This window comes from Actinomadura sp. DC4 (assembly GCF_030406325.1).
GTDB lineage: Bacteria > Actinomycetota > Actinomycetes > Streptosporangiales > Streptosporangiaceae > Actinoallomurus.
Window position 1 is genome coordinate 1 of sequence record NZ_JAUEQY010000016.1, and the last position, 18,219, is coordinate 18,219.

The following is an 18,219-nucleotide window of genomic DNA, read 5'->3' on the forward strand; positions in this document are numbered from 1 at the left end:
CGTGGTGGGCGTGAAAGATCGTAGCGATCCGCGCCTTGAGACGTTCGCGTCGTTCGGCAGTGGCCGACGCCGGCCGATGCCGCCATTCGTAATATCCCGACCGTGACACGCCGAGCCACGCACACATATCCATGATCGTATGTTCGGCCTTCTCCGCGTCGATCAGCTCGTAGGAAGCCGTCACCGATGCTCGGCCGCGAAGAAGGCCGCGGCTTTTTTCAAGAACGCGACCTCCTCGCGGAGCTTACGGTTCTCCCGCTCGAGCTGGACTTCCCGATCGCTCTTGTCACCAGCCGGCCCCGGTGCTTTCCCGCCATGCCGGCGCTTAAAGGCCGACACTCAGTTTCCCAAAGTGGTGTCGTGAATCCCGAGCTCTTTCGCCACATGCGCTACCGGACGCGGCCCATCCAGCACCATGCGGACCGCTTCGTCCTTGAACTCCTGAGAGAACGCCCTACCGCGAGCCAATTACCCTTCCCTTCCGAACATCCCCAAGCCTACTTGGGGACGCTGTCCGGAAGATCCGAGGCACCTCAGGCGACACAACTGCATCAGTATCAGCGCAGCCAGCCGGAACCGTGGACATGGCCTCGGCCGTTCGCCAATGGTGGCAGCGCGCAGCATCGATTTCCAGATCGCACTACTTCGCCCCACGGCTGTGCGGTCTGAACCAACCAGGCAAAATCTGGATGCTGGGCGGCGGCGCACCCCAGGGGAAGCCCCAACGCTCGTGCGCGGTCCCCGCACATCAGCCAATACTGGCGCCGGTGGCAAACTACCTTGCGCCGACCGCGGACGCCTCGCAGCTCCTACCCACGCCCTCACCGACCCAGATGAGCGTCACGCTCGACGGCAAGCCGCTGATACCAACTCGGGTAACGAACCGCCGACCGTACATGATCGTTTCCGCCGCACCAGACAATCCCATGGAACTCCACGACCGCATGCGGGTCACCGATGACGGCTACTGGATCCTCATCAACCCCGGCCTCGCACCGGGCCGACACCAACTCAACATTCGCGCACCCGGAGCGCCGGCCCGCCTATGGACCCTCACGACCTCATGAGACCGATGCGAACTACTCGCACGCTCGCGGTCGGCGCGGGCCCGCTCTGCTCGAACGTGCGCTGCCGTGGGAGCACGACAGGTGCTGTATGGCCGGAGCGGACGGGCGAACTTCATGGGAGGGACAGAAGCACTACGGGAGACACGGCAGCGTCTGGCAGCGGCTCGAAGAGCGGCCCGGAAGGGTCAGCGTTCTCGACCGAACTTGTCATGCGCCCCCATCAACCCCCTAACGCAGTCATATCAGCCCAAGCGGGGACCGGGACGGCTGCGTCATCTCAATTTTCGGCGCCCGGCCCGGTTGGCGGCGACGTTCATGAGCCGGGTCTGTTCGGGTCCTGAACCCCGGTGGCTCCCAGTACGGCTCCCACGACCAACGACAAAGGCCCGTTCCATGATCGGAACGGGCCTTTGACCTGGGCGCAGCCGGAGGGATTCGAACCCCCAACCTTCTGACGCTTCTATGTTTGTCAAGCGGTCATGGTGGCGTTGAGTGTTCGGTAGAGCTCGCGGGCGATGTAGCGCTTGAGGCAGCGTTGGATCTCGCGTGGGGTCTTGCCTTCGGTGGTGCGTCGGTCGATGTAGGCGCGGGTTCGGGCGCAGTTGCGGGTCCGGGTGAGCACGATCATGTGGATGGCGCGGTTGAGTGCCCGGTCGCCGCCGCGGTTGAGGCGGTGCCGGATGGTCTTGCCGCTGCTGGCCGGGATTGGGTTGGTGCCGCTGAGGGCGGCGAATGCGGCTTCGTTGCGGCATCTGCCGGGGTGGGAGTAGCTCACGACGGCCTGGGCTGCGCTGATGGGCCCGACGCCGTAACGGCTGGTCAGACCAGGCGCGATGTCATCGACGATGGCCAGCAGCTGGGCGCGGTTGTCCTTCAGGTCATGCCAGGCTTGGCCGAGTGCGAGCGCGAGACGGCGGATCTCGGCCTGCCGCACGGCCTGCTCCCGGGTGGCATGAGCGGGCAGTTCCCGCCCGGCCAGAGCGGCCAGAGTCTTTTGGGTCAAGGCACGGCGGGCGGCACGGCGGTCGGTGTCGTCGCCGGCGAGCAGCAAAGCCCGGAGCCGGTTCGTCTGCGCCGTGCGCATCACGGTCATCTCCTCGCGCGCGACCAGCAAGATGCGCAGCGCCTCCCGGTCACCATCAGCGCGTGGCACCGCCACCCGGTCGGCGTCTGACCGCAGCGCCGCCAGCACTGCCAAGTGCGCGTCGATGGCATCGGATTTGCCCTTCCCGCGGCGCCGGGAACGGCTGGGTTGTTCACACTCGATCACCCGCACGCCGGCGGCGGTCAGCGCCCGCGCCAGCCCCACCCCATAACTGCGGCTGCCTTCCACCGAGGCCACCACCCGCGGCCCAGGCGTCAGCTCGGTGATGGCCGCCAGCAACCGAGCGAATCCGGCGCCGTCGTTACCGATCCGCATCGTGGTGATCGGCCTGCCGGCCGCGTCGGCGATCTCCACCTCATGGCTGTCGCGGTGGGTGTCGATCCCGATGACGGCATCTACGACTTCTGCCAGCATGGTCATATGGCCTCGCGTCTCCTTCCAGGGCTTCGGGGCCAAGTCGGCGCGGGCCTGGGTGGAGTCACCGGGTGACACATCTGTGAGGAGTCACGCCATCAGGCGGACAGGCTTCTGATCAGGACAACCGCGGTGGGCCAGGCCGGAGCCGGCGACCCGGGGACAGGTCAGATGAAGGGCACACCTAAAGCGGCCAGATCCGTAGCGAGTCACCCGGTATCACCGGCACCGATCCTGACGGCAATCCACCAGGACCGCCGGAAAAGACACTCACAGATCCGTAGCAAGATCGAGGGCGTCCACAGCGGTCCAGAAGCGTCCCCTGGCCTGCTCTGTAACCGATGCATTGTCCAGATCAGTCCACGGCCATCCGGGGTCGTTGTTAGCAAAAGCGTTAGCAAGACTCTCGCCACATGGTCGCCGGCGATTCCAGGCCGAAGCGCTCACCGTTGGCGTAATGCGATGAGACTACGGCCGCTCGTAGCCACAAACGTCGTATAGCCAGTAGTCGAAGTACCGATCAACCGCGTCGCTGTCATGGGGGGTTGAGCGCCAGCCACTCGCGGGCCGCGCGGACCATCTCGGATTCGGCGCGCGGTCTTGCTCCGCCCGCCGGCTTGAGCTCGCCCCAGTCGGTGAGAGCCCCCCACAGCGCGTACATGCTGCCGACGAACTCTTCCCCGATGGAGAAGATGTTTGCAGTATCACCCATGAGCTGCAGGGCGACCTCGTAAGGATCATCCGCGTCAAGAAGCTGTTCCGAACGACGGCGAGTGAGATCCAGGTAGGCGGACCAAGCCTCGTCATCTGGCCCGTCCATGCACCGGAGGGTCACACTCCAGCGTCTTCCACGGCAACATCCCTCCCCTGCTACTGGCATGCGTGTCGGCGCGCAGAGTATGCGGCGCTCGCGCGACGCTTTGCCCCGCGGGAGCGGATCCGGCGACACGCCACCTAATCCGTAGCAACTGGCACTGCTGCGGAGGCTCCCTCCGCAGCGGGTAGAAGGGTGTGCGGCAGGCTGCCGGTGTAAGCAGTTGTATGGCTGTGTTGCTGTCTTCCTGTGCTGTACAGCAGTCGACCTGACCAGATAGTACATGCAACCCAGACGGCGTCCACGTCCGCCGTAACCGCTCCCTCACACTTGTCTGAAACCGGGCACCTCAACAGCCGCCGACCACTTGAGGGTGCTCGGCCGCTGACTGCGTCTTCGTCCCGGGGCCACCTGCAGGACCATGGTCGGTGCTGGCTAACCGTCGCCTTTAAGACCACATCCACGCGCAACCAAGACTGGGTGCCGCGCCGAGCCGACGCGGCACCCAAAGACCTGGGTGCGAGAGAATCCTCCCGCAGTGACACCTCGTACTGCCCCGTTCGGGCAGCCCCAGGAGTTGCGTGTCCTACCCCTAGCTCGACCCAGAAGCAGGACGTCGTCCATCATCTTAACGTTGACTATTCTGCCGCACGCTACGTTGGGGGTGAACCATGACCTCACTGGTCGCCTGGGTCGGGGCCGATACCCGCGGACCATCGTCACTGAACCTTGCCACGGACAGCAGAATCACCTGGCCGGCGGGCGCTTCGACCGCGTACCACTGGGATCACGGGAAGAAGGTCTTCGCCTCCGCTACGGCGCCGCTCGTAGTCGGGTTCGTGGGTGATGTCTTGTTCCCCGCTCTCATGCTCCCGAGCATCATCGACCGAGTCGACCGCAGCGTCTTTCGGGCAGATGGCTCGACTGCGGAGGGTCTAATCGCTGCGCTCCGACGGGAGTGGCGGGAATACCCAATATCTGAACGTCGACCGCTCAGTATCTATATCGCGTATCGCATCGGTGAGGGCATGTCAGCCAGCTTCAAATTGACTTCGCTGACGTATCAGACCCAAACTCCAGAAGGCTGGACGAGGGAGGACATACCAGTTCCGCCAACCTCAACCTGCCTTGCGACAGACGGTTCAGGACGTATCGTCGTCCAAGATGCCCTTGCTACATGGCAGGCTAGCAGTGCCGCAGGCACGAGCAGAGCTATTTTTAGCGGCTTTGTCGATTCTGTTATCAGCGGCATGGATCCCCGCTCTGGCGGCGCTCCACAACTCGGCTGTATCTACAGGAAGGGATCTGGCCGGCTTCTCGGTATCGTCCACAACGGTCAGCGATACTTCGCAGGTTCCCACCTCATTGGAGACGAAGCGCTGGACGGCGTAGAATGGCGCAACTCGCTGTTCGAGCGCACAGACGGACGCACTAAGGCCCGACTCTGCGACGCTCAGCCACAGCCACGGCCGTCGATGCATCCTTAGCCAAGCTCAGTGGCCGTAGTCCTCTCGTCCATCAGTTGACGCACCCTCTTTACCATGATGACCGAAGGTGCCCGGCTAAAGCGAGGAAGACGTTTCTTAGTCCCGTGCGGACGCACATGAATCACACTCTGAAACCGGACTGCGGACGACCACCCGTGCCCGCCACTAGCGAAACGAGTTTATGTACCGAACTTGAGGGATTTGCACTCGGGCCATCTGTACTCCTCGCAGCGGACTCAGTCGCACGAGAAATAGCGGATGCATATTTTACATGAGGAAAATCGATCGGAATTCCCTTGCCGACAAAACCATATCCACGCAGCTTACGGCTTAGCTGAATTCCCGTTATGTGAGCAAAGCTATCCTCAAAGTGCCACAACAGCCATAGCTCAAAACATGGATTACTCAGGGCAACCTCTATGGACATTTCTTGGGCGTCCATCAATGCTTTTTCAAGGGTAGTGTGCTCGTCTACATCAATCACACACCAGACATGCTCATATGAGTCTTCACTGCCCTTTTTAATCCGGGGGAGTCCAGCGCGGATAATCGCTTCTCTTACAACTCGACACGGATCTCTCCCTACCCCTGTAATATCTAGCTTATAAATCTCAATACCTGTAGCCTTTAGCTCCCGTGCCAGACCTTTAAAGTATTGAGGTTCCGTCAACTGACCTTCTGTAACAATTAACACCCTTGGGCGTTCTGGTCGGCTATTTCGACGGCGGCGAAGATTGCTCTGTCCGCGGTTACGTCCGCCACTCACGTCCCAGCATCCTCCATCAAGGCGGCCCGCAAATCCTCGCGAGAGATCATTGGCACAGCTCCGTACCGACCTTGAAGGTATCTCTTTTCGAAATTATCGGACGCTCTTGCCGGAAACTCGTTAAGTGCGAACAAGGTCGTCGCGCCATCAGAACCTTTTTCTGTGAACCACACTTCATCTCGACTGAGTGATTCACCCAGCACGTGGCCGAGTAGGCTTGTGTCGTGAGAAGTAAAGACAAGCTGTGCGCCACGGGGATTCAGCTCTGGATCTTTGAATATCCCAACCAGAGCAGAAGCTAGCCGGGGATGCAAACTCGCATCAAGCTCGTCCACAATAAATACATCCCCCCTGCCTAGAGCCGTGAGAGCCGGAACACCTAGCGAGAGCCAAGCTACAGTGCCACTGCTCTCATTCTCAAGAGGCAAAGGAAATGTAGTGCTGGCGTCTGCGCCAGTGTGAAGGAATGATAGTTTCTTCTTGTACTCATCAAAGAAATCCTCAGCATTAACGGCTCGCCGTGCTGTAGCAGCCTCTGCTAGGCTCTTAAATAGCCGCCTCAACAAAGCCTTGAGCTCTTCATTTAGATCTTCTTCCGCAAGAACGACGCTCGCGATACCGAGATCAGCGAACTTTAGAAGACCTAGTGCCTGTGCCGCTACCCTTGAGTCTTCCAAGGCGTCGCGAACCCACCGTAGGCGCACTTCCCGATCCGCTTCAGAGTATTTCGCTTGCACTATGTGATTAGCGAACCAATCGTGGATCTTGCGAAGAAATGTATGGTTGCTTTGTGCGGCGGTTGACAAGAAGAGACTAGTAGGCCTGACGAGCCTTGCTATTCTCACATTTTCGCCCGGAAGATGCCTACCGAATTCCATACTTTTTGCGTCTAGTTCATGGCGCTCGAAGAGCACGCGCCTGCGGCTCGCTGGGTAGCTATACAGCCACTCCTTAGAAAATCCCTGAACGGATGACTCAAATCCATATGTGTATCTGACGCCGTCTATAACGATGTCGAATTCGTAGAACGATGTTTCCTGCCTCGACTTAGAGTCAAGCAAGAACGGATGATGACGTATTGAGTCTTCTTCTGCCCATCTGGTGAAAGAGAACTCGACCGCAGCGCATGCAAACGCAATCGCATCAAGGATGGTTGACTTACCTGAGGCATTGGCACCATAGATCCCCGCTACCCGTACGGTGGCCGCTTGCCAATCGCTGTCAGAGGGCTTCGTCCCGTCAAGGCGACTCGACGCAAGCGACAGCTCGACCGCGTCGCGGATGCTGCGATGGTTGGCCACCCGGAACCGTAGAAGCATGATCCCTCTCTGCACCTGACACGCGCTCAACTACCTGGATTCGTTGAAGTTCGACAAATTAGACGCTAAGACTGTCACCTACTTGTAGCTTATACTCCTGACCCCGCATGCTGTCCACACTCTTAGGCGGTGAACCCCCAGCTGAGCAGGGGTCCTAGAGTGGTGACAGGAATCGTTACAACAGCAACCTAACGTTTGCAGAGGCATCACTTAAGGATCGACAACCCCTTGGTCATCAGCGCCGTGTAGGAGCAACTGGTCGCCGGACGGGCCCAACCGGGAGGGGTTGCGTCCATAGGCAGACGTGGATGCCCCTCCAGCGTTCGAGAACAAGGTGACCCGGACCGCAGGGCCGGCTACGGCCTGAGCACCGGAAGCGGCGCGTTGTGCGCCACGAGGCGCTGTTTGACCGTGCGGAGGTGAAAGGACTCCGCTGATGGCCCGTCGTAGCGGGTCGTTTGAAGTTGGAGGCAGCCTGATCCCGGAGGCGCGGGTGAGGGTGGGAGCAGCCTTGACGACGTCGGGACGTGCCGGTACTGCCGGACGGTGCGGGTCCGGTTAACGAGTGGGAAAGGTGTACGTGAGGAACCAGCGGTGTAACGCCCTTTAAGGCTTCCGCCAGCTCAAATCTGGCGGATATGGGCTGGGTCGCGGTGCGTACTCGCCGGGCGGTGCCTGGTGGGGAACTCCTGGGCCGGGTGTCGCGTCCGGTCGGGAGGCTCTGGTGAAGGTCTACGGCGTAGCCGGGGCGATGCCGCAGGGGCATAGCTGGGCACCTCCTCCCGCGAGCGGTCAGCAGTGAACGTGGGAACCATCTCGTGCTGCTCCCCGTCCGGTCTCTTCCAGGGGCCGGGGCGGGGATAGGCGCGTCGTCTGCCGAAGGTGCGGGGTGGGGCGGAGCCTGCGTAGTACTCCGAGCGCGGGAAAGCTGCGCACATGGGGAAGGCAGGCAGCAGTTTCAGCAGGTAGGGACGTCATGTCAGGAGGTCGCCTGTGAATATGGGCGAGCTGCTGCTTGAGCCGGAGCTGGCCGAGTGGCGGGTACTGAGCATTCAGACCAAACTGCACCGTTGGGCCGGTGAGGATCCATATCGTCGGTTTGATGATCTGTTCAACCTGGTCGCTGACCCGGCGTTCCTCGTGATGGCGTGGCGTCGGGTAAGGAGCAATACCGGGTCCCGCACGGCGGGTGTCGATGGGCTGATGGCCCGGGACATCCCGACCGGACGGGGCGAGGAGATGTTCCTGAACGAACTGCGGGAGTAGTTGCGCTCCCGCACGTTCCAGCCGTTGCCGGTCCGAGCACGGTTGATCCCCAAGCCGGGCTCTTCTAAGAAGCGCCGGCTGGGCATCCCTGTGATCGCCGACAGGGTCGTTCAGGCGTCACTGAAGCTGGTCGTGGAGCCTATTTTCGAGGCGGATTTTCAGCCGTGCTCGTTTGGGTTCCGCCCGAACCGGCGTGCGCACGATGCGATCGCTGAGATCCACCACATGGGCTCCCATCGCTACACCTGGGTGCTGGAGGCGGATATCGAGGCGTGCTTCGACACCATCTCGCACACGGCCCTGATGGACCGGGTGCGCCGAAGGGTCGGAGACAAGCGCGTGCTGGCGCTGGTGAAGGCGTTCTGCAAGGCCGGGATCCTCACCGAACTCGGCCAACAGCAGGAAACGACCGCCGGTACTCCGCAAGGGGGCATCTTGTCGCCGCTGCTGTCCAACATCGCCTTGTCGGTGCTGGACGAGTGGTTCATGGACCACCACCAGCGGTCCATGGCGACGGTCCGGCAGCGGGACGCGCGGAAGCAGAAGGGCCTGGCGAACTGGCGACTCATCCGCTACGCGGATGACTGGGTCGCCATGGTCAACGGCACCAAAGCCGACGCGGAAAGGCTGCGGCGCGAAGCCGCCGAGGTACTGGCTCCGATGGGCTTGCGCCTGTCGGAGACCAAGACCCTGGTCACCCATATCGACGACGGGTTCGTGTTTCTCGGGCACCACATCCAGCGGCGCCGCAAACGCGGAACCAAGACGTGGACCGTCTACACCTACCCGAGCAAGAAAGCGCTGAACTCCATCATCGCCAAGGTGCGAGGCGTGATCCACCCAGGACAACCGGACCTGAGAATCCTCCTGATCCGCCTCAACGCGATCATCAGGGGATGGTGCAACTACTTCCGCCATGGCTCGTCCAAACGGACGTTCAGCTATCTGGGCCACTACGTCTGGCACCGCCTGTGGTGGTGGCTACGGAAACGGCACGGTGGCCTGGCCTGGCGGAAGATGCGGACCCGGCTAATGAACGGCGGCTGGGAGTTCACCGCGGACGGGATCACGCTCCAGGAAGCGGCAGCGATACCGGTCACCCGCTATCGCTGGCGAGCCTGGGACATCCCGACACCCTGGTCACGGCGAACAACAGAACCATCGCCAACGGCATGACTCTGTGGAGAGCCCGGTGCGGTGAAAGCCGCACGCCGGGTTCGGAGGGCGGGTCGGAGAAACGGGCCAACCGCAGAGTTGGAACCGCGCTCCGGCCCGACCCTACAGCGATCGCCCCAACCACCTCCGATGAGCAGCCACCCACTGCGATCGTCACGGCCTGAACTGGTTGATCCGTGGAAAGATCATGGGCTACCTCTGATTATCGAAGGCTGGCTACGGGCCTTCCTCGGTTGAGCGCGTCCTCCAGTTCGGTCTGGGGCCGCCCCAGACGTCCGTTATTCTCGGTGTTGATACTCGGGTAAAGACACCTGTGGCGAGAAGGTACCAGCACGCCGATGCCCCTATAAATTCGTGATCACACGAAGTTGCTAAGGAGTTCTTAGAGCTATGGATGCCGAGTTGAACCGAAACGACTGGTTTCACAGCTGGCTCACAGAGAACGGTATAGCGAACGAGTCGGCAGCGTACGAAGCAGCGAAAGATCCCAAACGGCTAGCGGACCTAATCGGCCGCGCTCAAGCGCAGCAGACCATGCCTGTTGAGTTGCCAGAGGGCAACAGCCTCGTCGCGGGACGCTCACTCGATCTCACGGGTTATCTGGCATGCGGGCACGCCGATTGCCTAACTCAGCAGGTCGACCGGCTCTTCTCTCGGGTCTGGCATTACTTCGACAATATTGCAATAGTGGGCCCCGACACCCATGCGTTCCTGGAAAACGTGTCGAGCGGCCCGGCGGCGATAGAGGAGAACGCAAAGTTCGTTGCAGCATGGTCCCGGCCACTGTTCCATATTCACAATATCGGTGCGGACCGCCTAGTTACATGGGTTGCGAAGCCACCCGCTTGCCCGGTTCACTGGAAAGAATATAATCAGCTCCAGGCATTGCATCTTTCTAAGAAGGTTGAGAAATCGATCGCTTCAGCGCTGCTCACTGAAGGGGAAGTGACCCGCGAGAGCGGCAACTCTAAAGATTCGGATAGCCGCCTTGTCCTGAACCATGATCAGCTATTTTCCGGCAGCAGCGGAGAGAGTCTGCGCGAGCTATCGAAAAATAGAAGCCGCAATGAGTCTCTTGAGATGACTCTAGCGCGCACCATAGTAAGGGAACATTGGCTCGGCACCGCCTCCGACCTCTATACCGCGTCATCGATGCAGCTCCCCGTGGGCCTTGGCATTGGCCTGGAAGCCAGACTGGCAAGCCTCCGGAATTCGTCCCCTTCGACTGCAGATATTGCGTTCAACCTGCATCTTCCTGTCGTTGATGGCCTACCTATCAAAGAACTGCTCACATTGCGAGAGGCGGAGCGAGATGCATTCGAAGGGTTTCGAGACAGCCTGACTCAAGCCTTCAAAGAGCGGCTAGCCGCTGAAGGTTCTGCGGACCGAGACTCGAACTCAATAGCGAGAGAAGTCCAAAGCGATGTAGTGGCGCCAGCGCTACGCGTGATCGAACGACGACTCCACGCGGCGGAGGATGCTCTTCAAAAGAAGCATCACTACAACATCGCCATGGCAGGACTTTCAACAGTGTGCGGGATGCTTGGGATCGTCCCAATAGCTACCGCTTTAGGACTTGCGGCAGCCGCTGGCGTGGTGACTGCCGAAACGAAATTCGTTGAGGAGAAAAGAGACATCTCCCTTTCGGGTATGTACTTCTTGTGGCAAGCGAATGAACACGCGAGGAAGCGGCGTAAAACTGCTAAATAAAAGGAACTGTACTGAAAGCGCCGTGCGGACGATCAGCGGAGGCTAGCGATAGCTCAACGAAAAATTCGATCGACTGGAATGATTGCGACCCGAGGCTGTCGTTCCGACATGAAAACTCACCTGGATTCCAGGAAGATTCGTACGGTTGGGCGACCGACCGGTTCGGGCCGGGACCGGCCCGTAGAGGCCGCACGCCCGGTCCGAGGGCCGGTCGGCCGCTGGCGGCCCGCGTAGCGGGTCGCCCTTGAAGACGTAAAGAAAAGTCTCATCCGGCAGAGAAACGTCGCCCATCAACCGAGGTTGCACACAGAGATCGGACTTTGCCGCAGAGGCTCTTTCACCTGGTCAGGCGGCGTTATCCGGCCTGTGCTCGGTTTTCGTAGCGTTGCCGCCATGCTGCGCAGCGTTCGACGTAGGCGGGTAGCTCGTGCGCCTCGAAGTTCTCGAATGACCAGTCATCGGGTCCGACGTCGGATTCCGTGGTGCAGACGTAGGCCCAGCCGCGGCGGCCGTCGTTGAGGTCCACGCGGGTTAGTTCGTAGACCGGATCCTCGAACGTGTCCAGGACACGCCATTCTTCCGGTGTCAGGCCGGTTAGCAGGTATCCGCGGGCGGTCGTCGTTCCTGCGACTAGAGCTGGGTACACGCGCTCGGGGAGGGTCGCGACTCTCCATCCGTCTGCCGCTACCGGCTCGTGGTCTGGTACCCGGTCGATCAGGGCGAACAAGACGTCAGGGAACTGGAGGCTTCCGTAGACGAACAGTGCCTCCGGGTCCACCGATAGGCGGTCCCGCCGGCCAGAGGGTGGTGAGGTCGGTTGGGGTGAGGGGTTCCCGGTATGCGGCATTGAGTACCTCCCGGGACACCTTAGCGTCGGCTTCGGCGAGGGCTGCGAACCAGTCGAATCCAGCCGGGTAGGCCCACATGTAGGACCGGTGCACGGGGTTGGTTCCCCGGTCGGCGAGGTAGCCGGCGATGGTCTTGTCGCTCCACCACGGCACGCAGGCCCGTAGATGGTCGGCGCAGTCGATCACCGGAACGCCGTCGTTGAGTGCCAGGTGGACTTGGCCGAGTACGAGTTGGGTGTAGTGCGTCAGTCGTACGCGTGCGATCAGGACCTTGTCCTCGGGCAGTACGAACAGCGGCCATGCCTGGGCGAGGCCTTCGAGCATGACCTGTTGCGGCGCGTGGATGGAAAGTAGGCGGACCCACGGGATATCCTCGCCCGCCGCTCTGGCCGCGAGGCTGGCGCTTTGGAGGCCATGCCCCAGGACCTCATGTAGCGCGAACTGTCGAGCGCCCACCTGGGTGAACTCCACGTTCGGGAGGTTCAGCCGAAGACGTACATGTTGACCGGCGCCGTCGAGCCAGTAGGCCCAGTAAGCATCTATCTCGGCGGTCTCGACGGTCAGCGTGTACGGGGCGGTACTGCCGGTCGCCTCCCTGATGAGAGGCTCAAGCTCGTGGGCGGCCTGGCGAATGGCATGCGGAGCCTCGCCGACGTCGAGCAAACCTTCGGCCTGGCGCAGCTCGGCGTTCGTATCCGACCCCCAGCCGATGCCGAGATCTGCGAGAGCGCCACGGGCTTGCTCGAAGCGTTCGGCGACGTAGTCGTCTGACCAGCCGGCGGTTCCGCATCCTTGGGTCGCTCGGACGTAATCGGCCGGCGGGATGTGTTCCCCGAGGAGAGCGCCGAGGTAAGCGAGATCGGCATCGAGACGACTCGCCAGAACGCCTTCCGCGGCAGAGCGGAGCTCCATGAGACGACGGTAGACGGTGAGCCGATCAGGCGCGGGTTCGGGCTCCGGGCCGTCGGGGAAGCAGTCGAAGTCCACGATCGGGGAGCCGCCGCGCTCGACCTCGTAGGCGTTCCACGCGCGTAGAACGGCCTCGATCTCGTCACGCAGGCTCATGCGGTACGTCCCATCGCAGTGTGAGGGCCTGGTTGGGCCGCAGGTGATCGCGGGTCAGGGTCATCACGACGTCGTCACCGTCGTAGTCCCAAACAAGGTCGCCTTCGACGGAGTTCTCTGATCCGTTCGGCTCTTCCTCGATCGCCCAGCATCGCAGCAGCCGCCCGGCCTGCTGATGGCGGATACGTAGTGTGTACTGCCGCGTGTAGCGGGGGATCGACTGACGCCAGTAGTGATCATCCTTGAACTGGCCACCCTCACAGACGAAGCCGACCATCGCCGAGTCTCCGGGCTGGAGCGGAGGCGAGATCTGGCAGGCGAACTTGGACAGGTTCGCGGTGTCATGCCTGCGTTGGATCATGACGCGACGGTCGGGATCGCTGACCGGTTCGATGAGGAGCTGTTCGCGAGTGTTCTCGAACCAGACCTCACGCGAGAGCCGGGTGATTGGCTTGTCGGTCAGATTGAGCAGCTGATGACGGTTGGTCACCCGCGACCACCCCTGGGGGCCGATGTCGATATCGGCGGTCATCGCGAGTTCGACCACGTTCCCGGCCAGGTTGGCCAGCTGGCCGGCCTCTTCTTCGCTCAGGCGTAGCACGCGCTGGAGTTCGACCAGTTGTCGGCCGAGCTTGCGGGCCTCGTCGCTGGCTCCCTCGACGGAATGAAGCAGCTCTGGGGACACCGATGATGTCCTGACCTCGCGTGATCCCCATTCAATATCGCCTTGCGGAGCGTTGAGGCGCCTGTCGATGGTCGTGAGCAGCTCGGTGGCCTTTTCAGACCTGGTCGGCTCGCCATCGGCCTCTTCTTGGACGCCGGAGACGCGTTCGAACAACTGCGCCGCCGTCCATCCGGGGAACATTTTCTCCAGTACCCGGCAGTGATCGGCGTACGGAAGCCCTTTCAGGTCTCCGCTCGTCCACCGGTGGAGTTGGGCTCGGCTCGGTCCCGCGCCGACCAACGAAGGATCGACCTTGCGTGCCGCCCTGTCGTACTCCATGGCGAACGTCCGGTGGGTCTGCCAATGGCGTTCGTACAGCAGAACCTTCAGCCGGACGGGGGACGTCGAGGTCATCGGATTCTCCATCAGGGCGAACGTAACACGGGATGAGACATAGACGAGACGGAATGAGTCCAAGGCATCCGAGATGCGACACGCGCGATATCGCAGCGCGACGTGTCTCCCTAGAAAGCTCTTACGTGTGATCAACGGTGGTGCCGACGGTGTCGCGAGATCGATGACCAGAGCTTTCGTGACGTCATCGGTATCGCTTCCACCAAGGGACGTGAGAGTGGAAACGAACAAGTCGCTTGAGCTGGAGTTGCTCGCCGAGTTGCGAGCGGCCCTGACGGAGCATGACGCCGCTTCGGACGTACGTGAGGAGGTCGGGGGGCTCGCCGTCACGACCGGTGCCCCCGGTGTCCCCCTTTGGATCTTCGTCAGCTTCGGCAACCGGTACTTCTCCTGGGCCGAGGCCAACCACCAGCACCCGGTCAACGACATGGCCGGAGCCGCTCGGCGGATCGCCGCGCACGCACAGGGGCTGCGCGCGATCGGTGGTGGGTCGTGAAGCGCGACGATCAGCCGGAGCCGACCACGTCGGAAACCGTTCATGGCGCCGGCCGGGTTACCTCGATCGTCCAAGCACGCAGGCAGGCGCGACAGAGGGGGACAAACAGCTTGACGGAGTCCGAGCGTCAGTTGCTGCTGGCGGAGGTCGCGAAGATCTCGGCTGAGCTGTGCAAACTGCAGGTGTGGGCCGCTGAGATAACGCAGCGTGCTGTTCGTCCTGCAGATGACCGGGCGGACCGTACCGCATAGACGCTGAGTCTCCGCCGGCTCGCGCCAGACGGGCGTAGTCGTCGGCCTCCATCGGCGACGCCTCGCAGGTGTCGGCGGAGACTCCCCTTTCGCACAGCCGGACTCCTGTCCGCATGCGCGGTAGGGCGCGAGTAATGAGGCTGACGATGGATCAAGCACGATCGAACTGCATGTTGTTGGCCGGGATGCCCTCGTCGGTTGGCCGCGCCCGCGCGTACGCGCGCTGGGTACTCGACACCTGGCAGTTGTCCTCGATGGTGGACACGGTCGAGTTGCTCGTCAGTGAGCTGGTTACCAACGCGGTGAAGGCCACTGGTGTCGTTGATGAGCCGGTGGACGAAGACCGTCTCGCTGGGACGGTGAGCACGGTCTACCTCAGCCTTTCCGCGCTGGCCGACACGCTTTTGGTCGAGGTGTGGGATGTCAGTTCCACGCCTCCGCTGCGCCGGGTGGCCTCCGAGACCGATGAGACGGGCCGCGGCCTGCTGCTCGTCCAGGCGCTGTCGAAGGAGTGGGGATGCGAGGTACTGCAGACCGGCGGAAAGATCGTTTGGTGCAAATGCTTGATCGGAGAGGGTGCGTGAAGGACGAGCAAGGCCCGGGTGACGACTTCGAGGTCGAGGCCAAAACGTGGAACTTCGATCATCGGTCGACGACAGGACGGTCGATCGCTTGGGCGGACGCCCGGTCTGGTGGGCCGCCGGCGTCGGTCGCTGGTGATGATCTGCTCAGGCCGAGGGAGGTCGCGAGGCTTTTCGGCGTCAGACCGACGACGATTGCTCGATGGGCTCGGGAAGGGAGGTTACGGCCTCTTTTAACGCCGGGTGGGCATCGTCGTTATCTGAGGTCGGAGATGGAGGCGCTTGCCGGCAGCGCCGGGAACACAGAGTTTGACCAGGCTCAGGAGAGCTTGGAGCGGGACGCCGTCCGACTCTACGAAGAGGGATGGACTATCCGTCAGGTCGCGGCGAGGTTCTCCCTCAGCTACGGAGTCATGAGACGAATCCTGGGTGCGCGTACGACCCTACGGCACAGAGGCGGCCTTCCGCGGTGACCACCCCGTTGTCTTCCCTATAGAGCAGGCCCCGACGAAATGAAGTCGGGGCCTTACTTTTGCGCAGCTCGGCGTCAGAGGTTCTTGGTGCGCTCGTCCAACTCTTCGAGCTTGGCGGCGAAGGTCTGGATCTGACCGCGGATCTCCTGGAGCTGGCCGAAGAGAACGCGGAACTCCTCGCTCTGCTCCTGCCCGTCGCCAGAGTCATCGGGCTGAGCCTCAGGAACCGCGATCACGGTGGTGCGGCTCCCCTGCCGACTTCCTAGGTAACCTTCGCTCCGCAGAATGTCGACGGCGCGGTCCACGGTCATCTTCGCAGCATCGAACCGGTCGGCCAGCTCGCCGATGGATGGGAACGGCTCCCCTGGGGTCCGCAGGTCGACGTTCGGCCAATCACCACGACCGGAGAACTCAGCGATCAGGCCGTGGCCGGCTACATCGCCAAGTACGCCACCAAAGCCGCCGAATGCGTCGGCACCCTCGACCGGCCGATACGCCCCACAGACGACACCGATCGGCTCCCTGTACGTGACCACGCACGCCGACTCATCGCCGAATGCAGACACGACGACGACCAGGTCCTCGTCGTCGCCCACTGGCAGTACCTCGGGCAAGGCCACAGCCCCGGCGAAGCCTTCATGTCCGCCGCACTGAGCGGCAAGCCCCTGCCACCCCTACCGCCGTTCAGCACGACCGAAGGGCACGCAGTATGACCAACCGCCCGGACGAAGATCCGCTCCTCGACGTCAAGCAGGCGGCGAAGTTCCTCGGCACGTCCGAACGCTTCCCTCGCCGACTCATCGCCCAGCGCCGTATCCGCTTCGTACGCGTGGGCCGGTTCGTGCGCATCCCCATGTCCGCGCTGACCGATTTCCTCGAACCCGTCGAGCCCATGACCGCATCCGATATCTGGAAGGCCGCGTAATGGCACGCGCGAAGAAAGACACCCGCCGCCGGTTCGGTCTCATCCGGCAGCTTCCCTCCGGCCGCCACCAGGCGAGTTACCTTAGCCCGGACGGTCAGCGCAGGTACGCGCCCGAGACGTTCGCCCGCAAGGCCGAGGCCGAGCGTTTCCTGAACCTGACCGAGGTACAGATCCATCAGGGCGACTGGACCGACCCGGAGCGCAACAAGATCCGGCTCAGTGACTTACGGGACGACCTGGATCGCCCAGCGTCCCAATCTGACCGTCCGGACGCGTGAGCTGTACGCCTGGCTGTTCGAGAAGCACGTCAAGCCGGGTCTCGGCGCGGTCCCTCTCGGCAAGCTGTCGACGGCGATCATCCGGAACTGGCGGGCCGCGCTCATCGCCGCCGGTGTATCCCAATCCGTGGCGGCGAAGGCGTATCGCCTGCTGCGCGCCATCCTCATGACGGCCGTGGAGGAGGACGGGATCCTTCCCCGCAACCCCTGCCGGATCAAAGGGGCCGGCACCGAAAGGGCGCCCGAGCGTCCTGTCCTCAACGTCGCCCAGGTCATCGAACTGGCCGACCTGGTCGGCCGTCGACCCGTGGGCAACATCCGCAAGAAGGACGGCGGCTACCAGCTCCGCTACCGGGTGAAAGACGGACTGATGCGCGCTCATCCGAAGCCCTTCACCACCCGCGCCCAGGCCGAACGCACCCTCTTCCACCTCATGCACGACGGCAAGGCCGACTACACGCGCGACGACCGCTACCGCGCCCTGGTCCTGTTGGCCGCTTTCGCCTCGCTTCGATGGGGCGAGGTCACCGCGATCCACCGCCACGACCTCGACCTGGAGAACGCCACCGTCCGCGTGCGGGTCGCCTACACCGAGCAGAACAACGGCACCATGGTCCTCGGCGCGCCGAAGTCCCGCGCCGGCGTCCGTACGGTCAACATCCCGCGGTCGCTCATCCCGGACCTGCAAGCGCACCTGGACAAGTACACCGAGAACAAGCCGAACGCCCTGGTCTTCACCGGCATCAAGGGCGGCCCACTGCGGCGGAGCAACTTCAACAAGGTCACTCGCTGGGTCCACGTCGTGGCGCTGCTGGGCGTGCTCGGGCTCCACTTCCACGACCTGAGGCACACCGGCAACATGCTCGCCGCCGCGACCGGCGCGACGACCAAGGACCTGATGCGGAGGATGGGCCAGGACAGCGAGCAGGCCGCGCTCATCTACCAGCACGCGACCAACAAGGCGGACCAGGTGATCGCTCAGGGTCTCGACACGATGCTCAAGGCCCAGCGCGACGAGCAACACGACAGGGCCGGCGTGGTGGTGCCGATCGGCCTAAGTGCACGCTAGTTGCACGACCGGCCGAAACGGCCGATAAAAA

Annotated in this window: 20 protein-coding genes and 1 pseudogene; 11 read left to right on the forward strand and 10 right to left on the reverse strand. The window is 62.5% G+C overall.

Annotated features, from left to right (window positions below; genetic code table 11):
* Together QWU11_RS25035 and QWU11_RS47430 are read right to left on the reverse strand one after the other, a co-directional pair.
* Nucleotides 1-184 (reverse strand): annotated as a pseudogene (locus QWU11_RS25035) (IS3 family transposase); the annotation flags it as partial.
* Between the two features lie 155 nt (nucleotides 185-339).
* On the reverse strand, nucleotides 340-468 hold the full coding sequence (locus tag QWU11_RS47430) for a transposase (protein WP_354670898.1): 129 nt from the start codon (nucleotides 466-468) through the stop codon (nucleotides 340-342).
* 299 nt (nucleotides 469-767) lie between these two features.
* Here QWU11_RS47430 and QWU11_RS25040 point away from each other — a divergent pair, with 299 nt between their 5' ends.
* Nucleotides 768-1,067 carry a hypothetical protein gene (locus QWU11_RS25040; protein WP_290116843.1) on the forward strand — a complete coding sequence of 100 codons (300 nt, stop codon included), beginning with the start codon at nucleotides 768-770 and terminating at the stop codon, nucleotides 1,065-1,067.
* Nucleotides 1,068-1,536: 469 nt separating this feature from the next.
* Here the strand turns inward: QWU11_RS25040 and QWU11_RS25045 are convergent, their stop codons facing one another.
* The 4 genes from QWU11_RS25045 to QWU11_RS25060 form a co-directional block, all read right to left on the reverse strand.
* Nucleotides 1,537-2,592: an IS110 family transposase gene (locus tag QWU11_RS25045; protein ID WP_290116844.1), complete on the reverse strand. Its 1,056-nt coding sequence runs from the start codon at nucleotides 2,590-2,592 to the stop codon at nucleotides 1,537-1,539.
* 529 nt (nucleotides 2,593-3,121) lie between these two features.
* On the reverse strand, nucleotides 3,122-3,406 hold the full coding sequence (locus QWU11_RS25050) for a hypothetical protein (protein ID WP_290116845.1): 285 nt from the start codon (nucleotides 3,404-3,406) through the stop codon (nucleotides 3,122-3,124).
* A 1,602-nt stretch (nucleotides 3,407-5,008) separates the two neighbouring features.
* A complete protein-coding gene (locus tag QWU11_RS25055) occupies nucleotides 5,009-5,653 on the reverse strand; it encodes an RloB family protein (RefSeq protein WP_290116846.1) in 645 nt (214 codons plus the stop codon).
* The gene (locus QWU11_RS25060; RefSeq protein ID WP_290116847.1) at nucleotides 5,650-6,972 is read right to left on the reverse strand and encodes an ATP-binding protein; all 1,323 of its coding nucleotides are present in this window, start codon (nucleotides 6,970-6,972) and stop codon (nucleotides 5,650-5,652) included. The genes QWU11_RS25055 and QWU11_RS25060 overlap by 4 nt, the downstream gene beginning before the upstream one ends.
* Nucleotides 6,973-7,971: 999 nt before the next feature.
* Between QWU11_RS25060 and QWU11_RS25065 the strand changes: the two genes are divergently transcribed.
* The 3 genes from QWU11_RS25065 (at nucleotide 7,972) to QWU11_RS25075 (ending at nucleotide 11,124) form a co-directional block, all read left to right on the forward strand.
* Nucleotides 7,972-8,238 (forward strand): hypothetical protein, encoded by a 267-nt coding sequence (locus QWU11_RS25065; protein ID WP_290116848.1) that lies wholly within the window; start codon nucleotides 7,972-7,974, stop codon nucleotides 8,236-8,238.
* Nucleotides 8,239-9,414: a group II intron reverse transcriptase/maturase gene (gene ltrA / locus QWU11_RS25070; RefSeq protein WP_290116849.1), complete on the forward strand. Its 1,176-nt coding sequence runs from the start codon at nucleotides 8,239-8,241 to the stop codon at nucleotides 9,412-9,414.
* A gap of 390 nt (nucleotides 9,415-9,804) precedes the next feature.
* Nucleotides 9,805-11,124 (forward strand): hypothetical protein, encoded by a 1,320-nt coding sequence (locus QWU11_RS25075; RefSeq protein WP_290116850.1) that lies wholly within the window; start codon nucleotides 9,805-9,807, stop codon nucleotides 11,122-11,124.
* Between the two features lie 355 nt (nucleotides 11,125-11,479).
* On the opposite strand, the gene QWU11_RS25080 is transcribed toward QWU11_RS25075, so the two are convergent.
* From QWU11_RS25080 to QWU11_RS25090, 3 genes are read right to left on the reverse strand one after another with little or no spacing between them, the layout of a single operon-like run.
* Nucleotides 11,480-11,851 carry a gamma-glutamylcyclotransferase family protein gene (locus tag QWU11_RS25080; protein ID WP_290116851.1) on the reverse strand — a complete coding sequence of 124 codons (372 nt, stop codon included), beginning with the start codon at nucleotides 11,849-11,851 and terminating at the stop codon, nucleotides 11,480-11,482.
* A 4-nt stretch (nucleotides 11,852-11,855) separates the two neighbouring features.
* Nucleotides 11,856-13,037, reverse strand: a complete 1,182-nt coding sequence (locus tag QWU11_RS25085) for a hypothetical protein (protein WP_290116852.1) — start codon at nucleotides 13,035-13,037, stop codon at nucleotides 11,856-11,858.
* Nucleotides 13,024-14,127: a hypothetical protein gene (locus QWU11_RS25090; RefSeq protein WP_290116853.1), complete on the reverse strand. Its 1,104-nt coding sequence runs from the start codon at nucleotides 14,125-14,127 to the stop codon at nucleotides 13,024-13,026. The genes QWU11_RS25085 and QWU11_RS25090 overlap by 14 nt, the downstream gene beginning before the upstream one ends.
* Before the next feature lie 205 nt (nucleotides 14,128-14,332).
* On the opposite strand from QWU11_RS25090, the gene QWU11_RS25095 reads away from it, so the two are divergent.
* From QWU11_RS25095 to QWU11_RS47435, 3 genes are all read left to right on the forward strand, one after another.
* Nucleotides 14,333-14,611: a hypothetical protein gene (locus tag QWU11_RS25095; RefSeq protein WP_290116854.1), complete on the forward strand. Its 279-nt coding sequence runs from the start codon at nucleotides 14,333-14,335 to the stop codon at nucleotides 14,609-14,611.
* 397 nt (nucleotides 14,612-15,008) lie between these two features.
* Nucleotides 15,009-15,446, forward strand: coding sequence for an ATP-binding protein (locus tag QWU11_RS25100; RefSeq protein WP_290116855.1), 438 nt, complete (start codon nucleotides 15,009-15,011; stop codon nucleotides 15,444-15,446).
* The gene (locus QWU11_RS47435; protein WP_354670899.1) at nucleotides 15,422-15,916 is read left to right on the forward strand and encodes a helix-turn-helix domain-containing protein; all 495 of its coding nucleotides are present in this window, start codon (nucleotides 15,422-15,424) and stop codon (nucleotides 15,914-15,916) included. The genes QWU11_RS25100 and QWU11_RS47435 overlap by 25 nt, the downstream gene beginning before the upstream one ends.
* A 74-nt stretch (nucleotides 15,917-15,990) precedes the next feature.
* Here the strand turns inward: QWU11_RS47435 and QWU11_RS47440 are convergent, their stop codons facing one another.
* Nucleotides 15,991-16,227, reverse strand: coding sequence for a hypothetical protein (locus QWU11_RS47440; protein ID WP_354670904.1), 237 nt, complete (start codon nucleotides 16,225-16,227; stop codon nucleotides 15,991-15,993).
* 81 nt (nucleotides 16,228-16,308) lie between these two features.
* On the opposite strand from QWU11_RS47440, the gene QWU11_RS47445 reads away from it, so the two are divergent.
* From QWU11_RS47445 to QWU11_RS25125, 4 genes are read left to right on the forward strand one after another with little or no spacing between them, the layout of a single operon-like run.
* Nucleotides 16,309-16,629 (forward strand): replication initiator, encoded by a 321-nt coding sequence (locus QWU11_RS47445; RefSeq protein ID WP_354670905.1) that lies wholly within the window; start codon nucleotides 16,309-16,311, stop codon nucleotides 16,627-16,629.
* The gene (locus QWU11_RS25115) at nucleotides 16,626-16,841 is read left to right on the forward strand and encodes an excisionase family DNA-binding protein (protein ID WP_290116857.1); all 216 of its coding nucleotides are present in this window, start codon (nucleotides 16,626-16,628) and stop codon (nucleotides 16,839-16,841) included. The genes QWU11_RS47445 and QWU11_RS25115 overlap by 4 nt, the downstream gene beginning before the upstream one ends.
* Nucleotides 16,841-17,119, forward strand: a complete 279-nt coding sequence (locus QWU11_RS25120; protein ID WP_290116858.1) for a hypothetical protein — start codon at nucleotides 16,841-16,843, stop codon at nucleotides 17,117-17,119. The genes QWU11_RS25115 and QWU11_RS25120 overlap by 1 nt, the downstream gene beginning before the upstream one ends.
* Nucleotides 17,061-18,188: a site-specific integrase gene (locus QWU11_RS25125; protein ID WP_290116859.1), complete on the forward strand. Its 1,128-nt coding sequence runs from the start codon at nucleotides 17,061-17,063 to the stop codon at nucleotides 18,186-18,188. The genes QWU11_RS25120 and QWU11_RS25125 overlap by 59 nt, the downstream gene beginning before the upstream one ends.
* Nucleotides 18,189-18,219 lie beyond the last annotated feature (31 nt).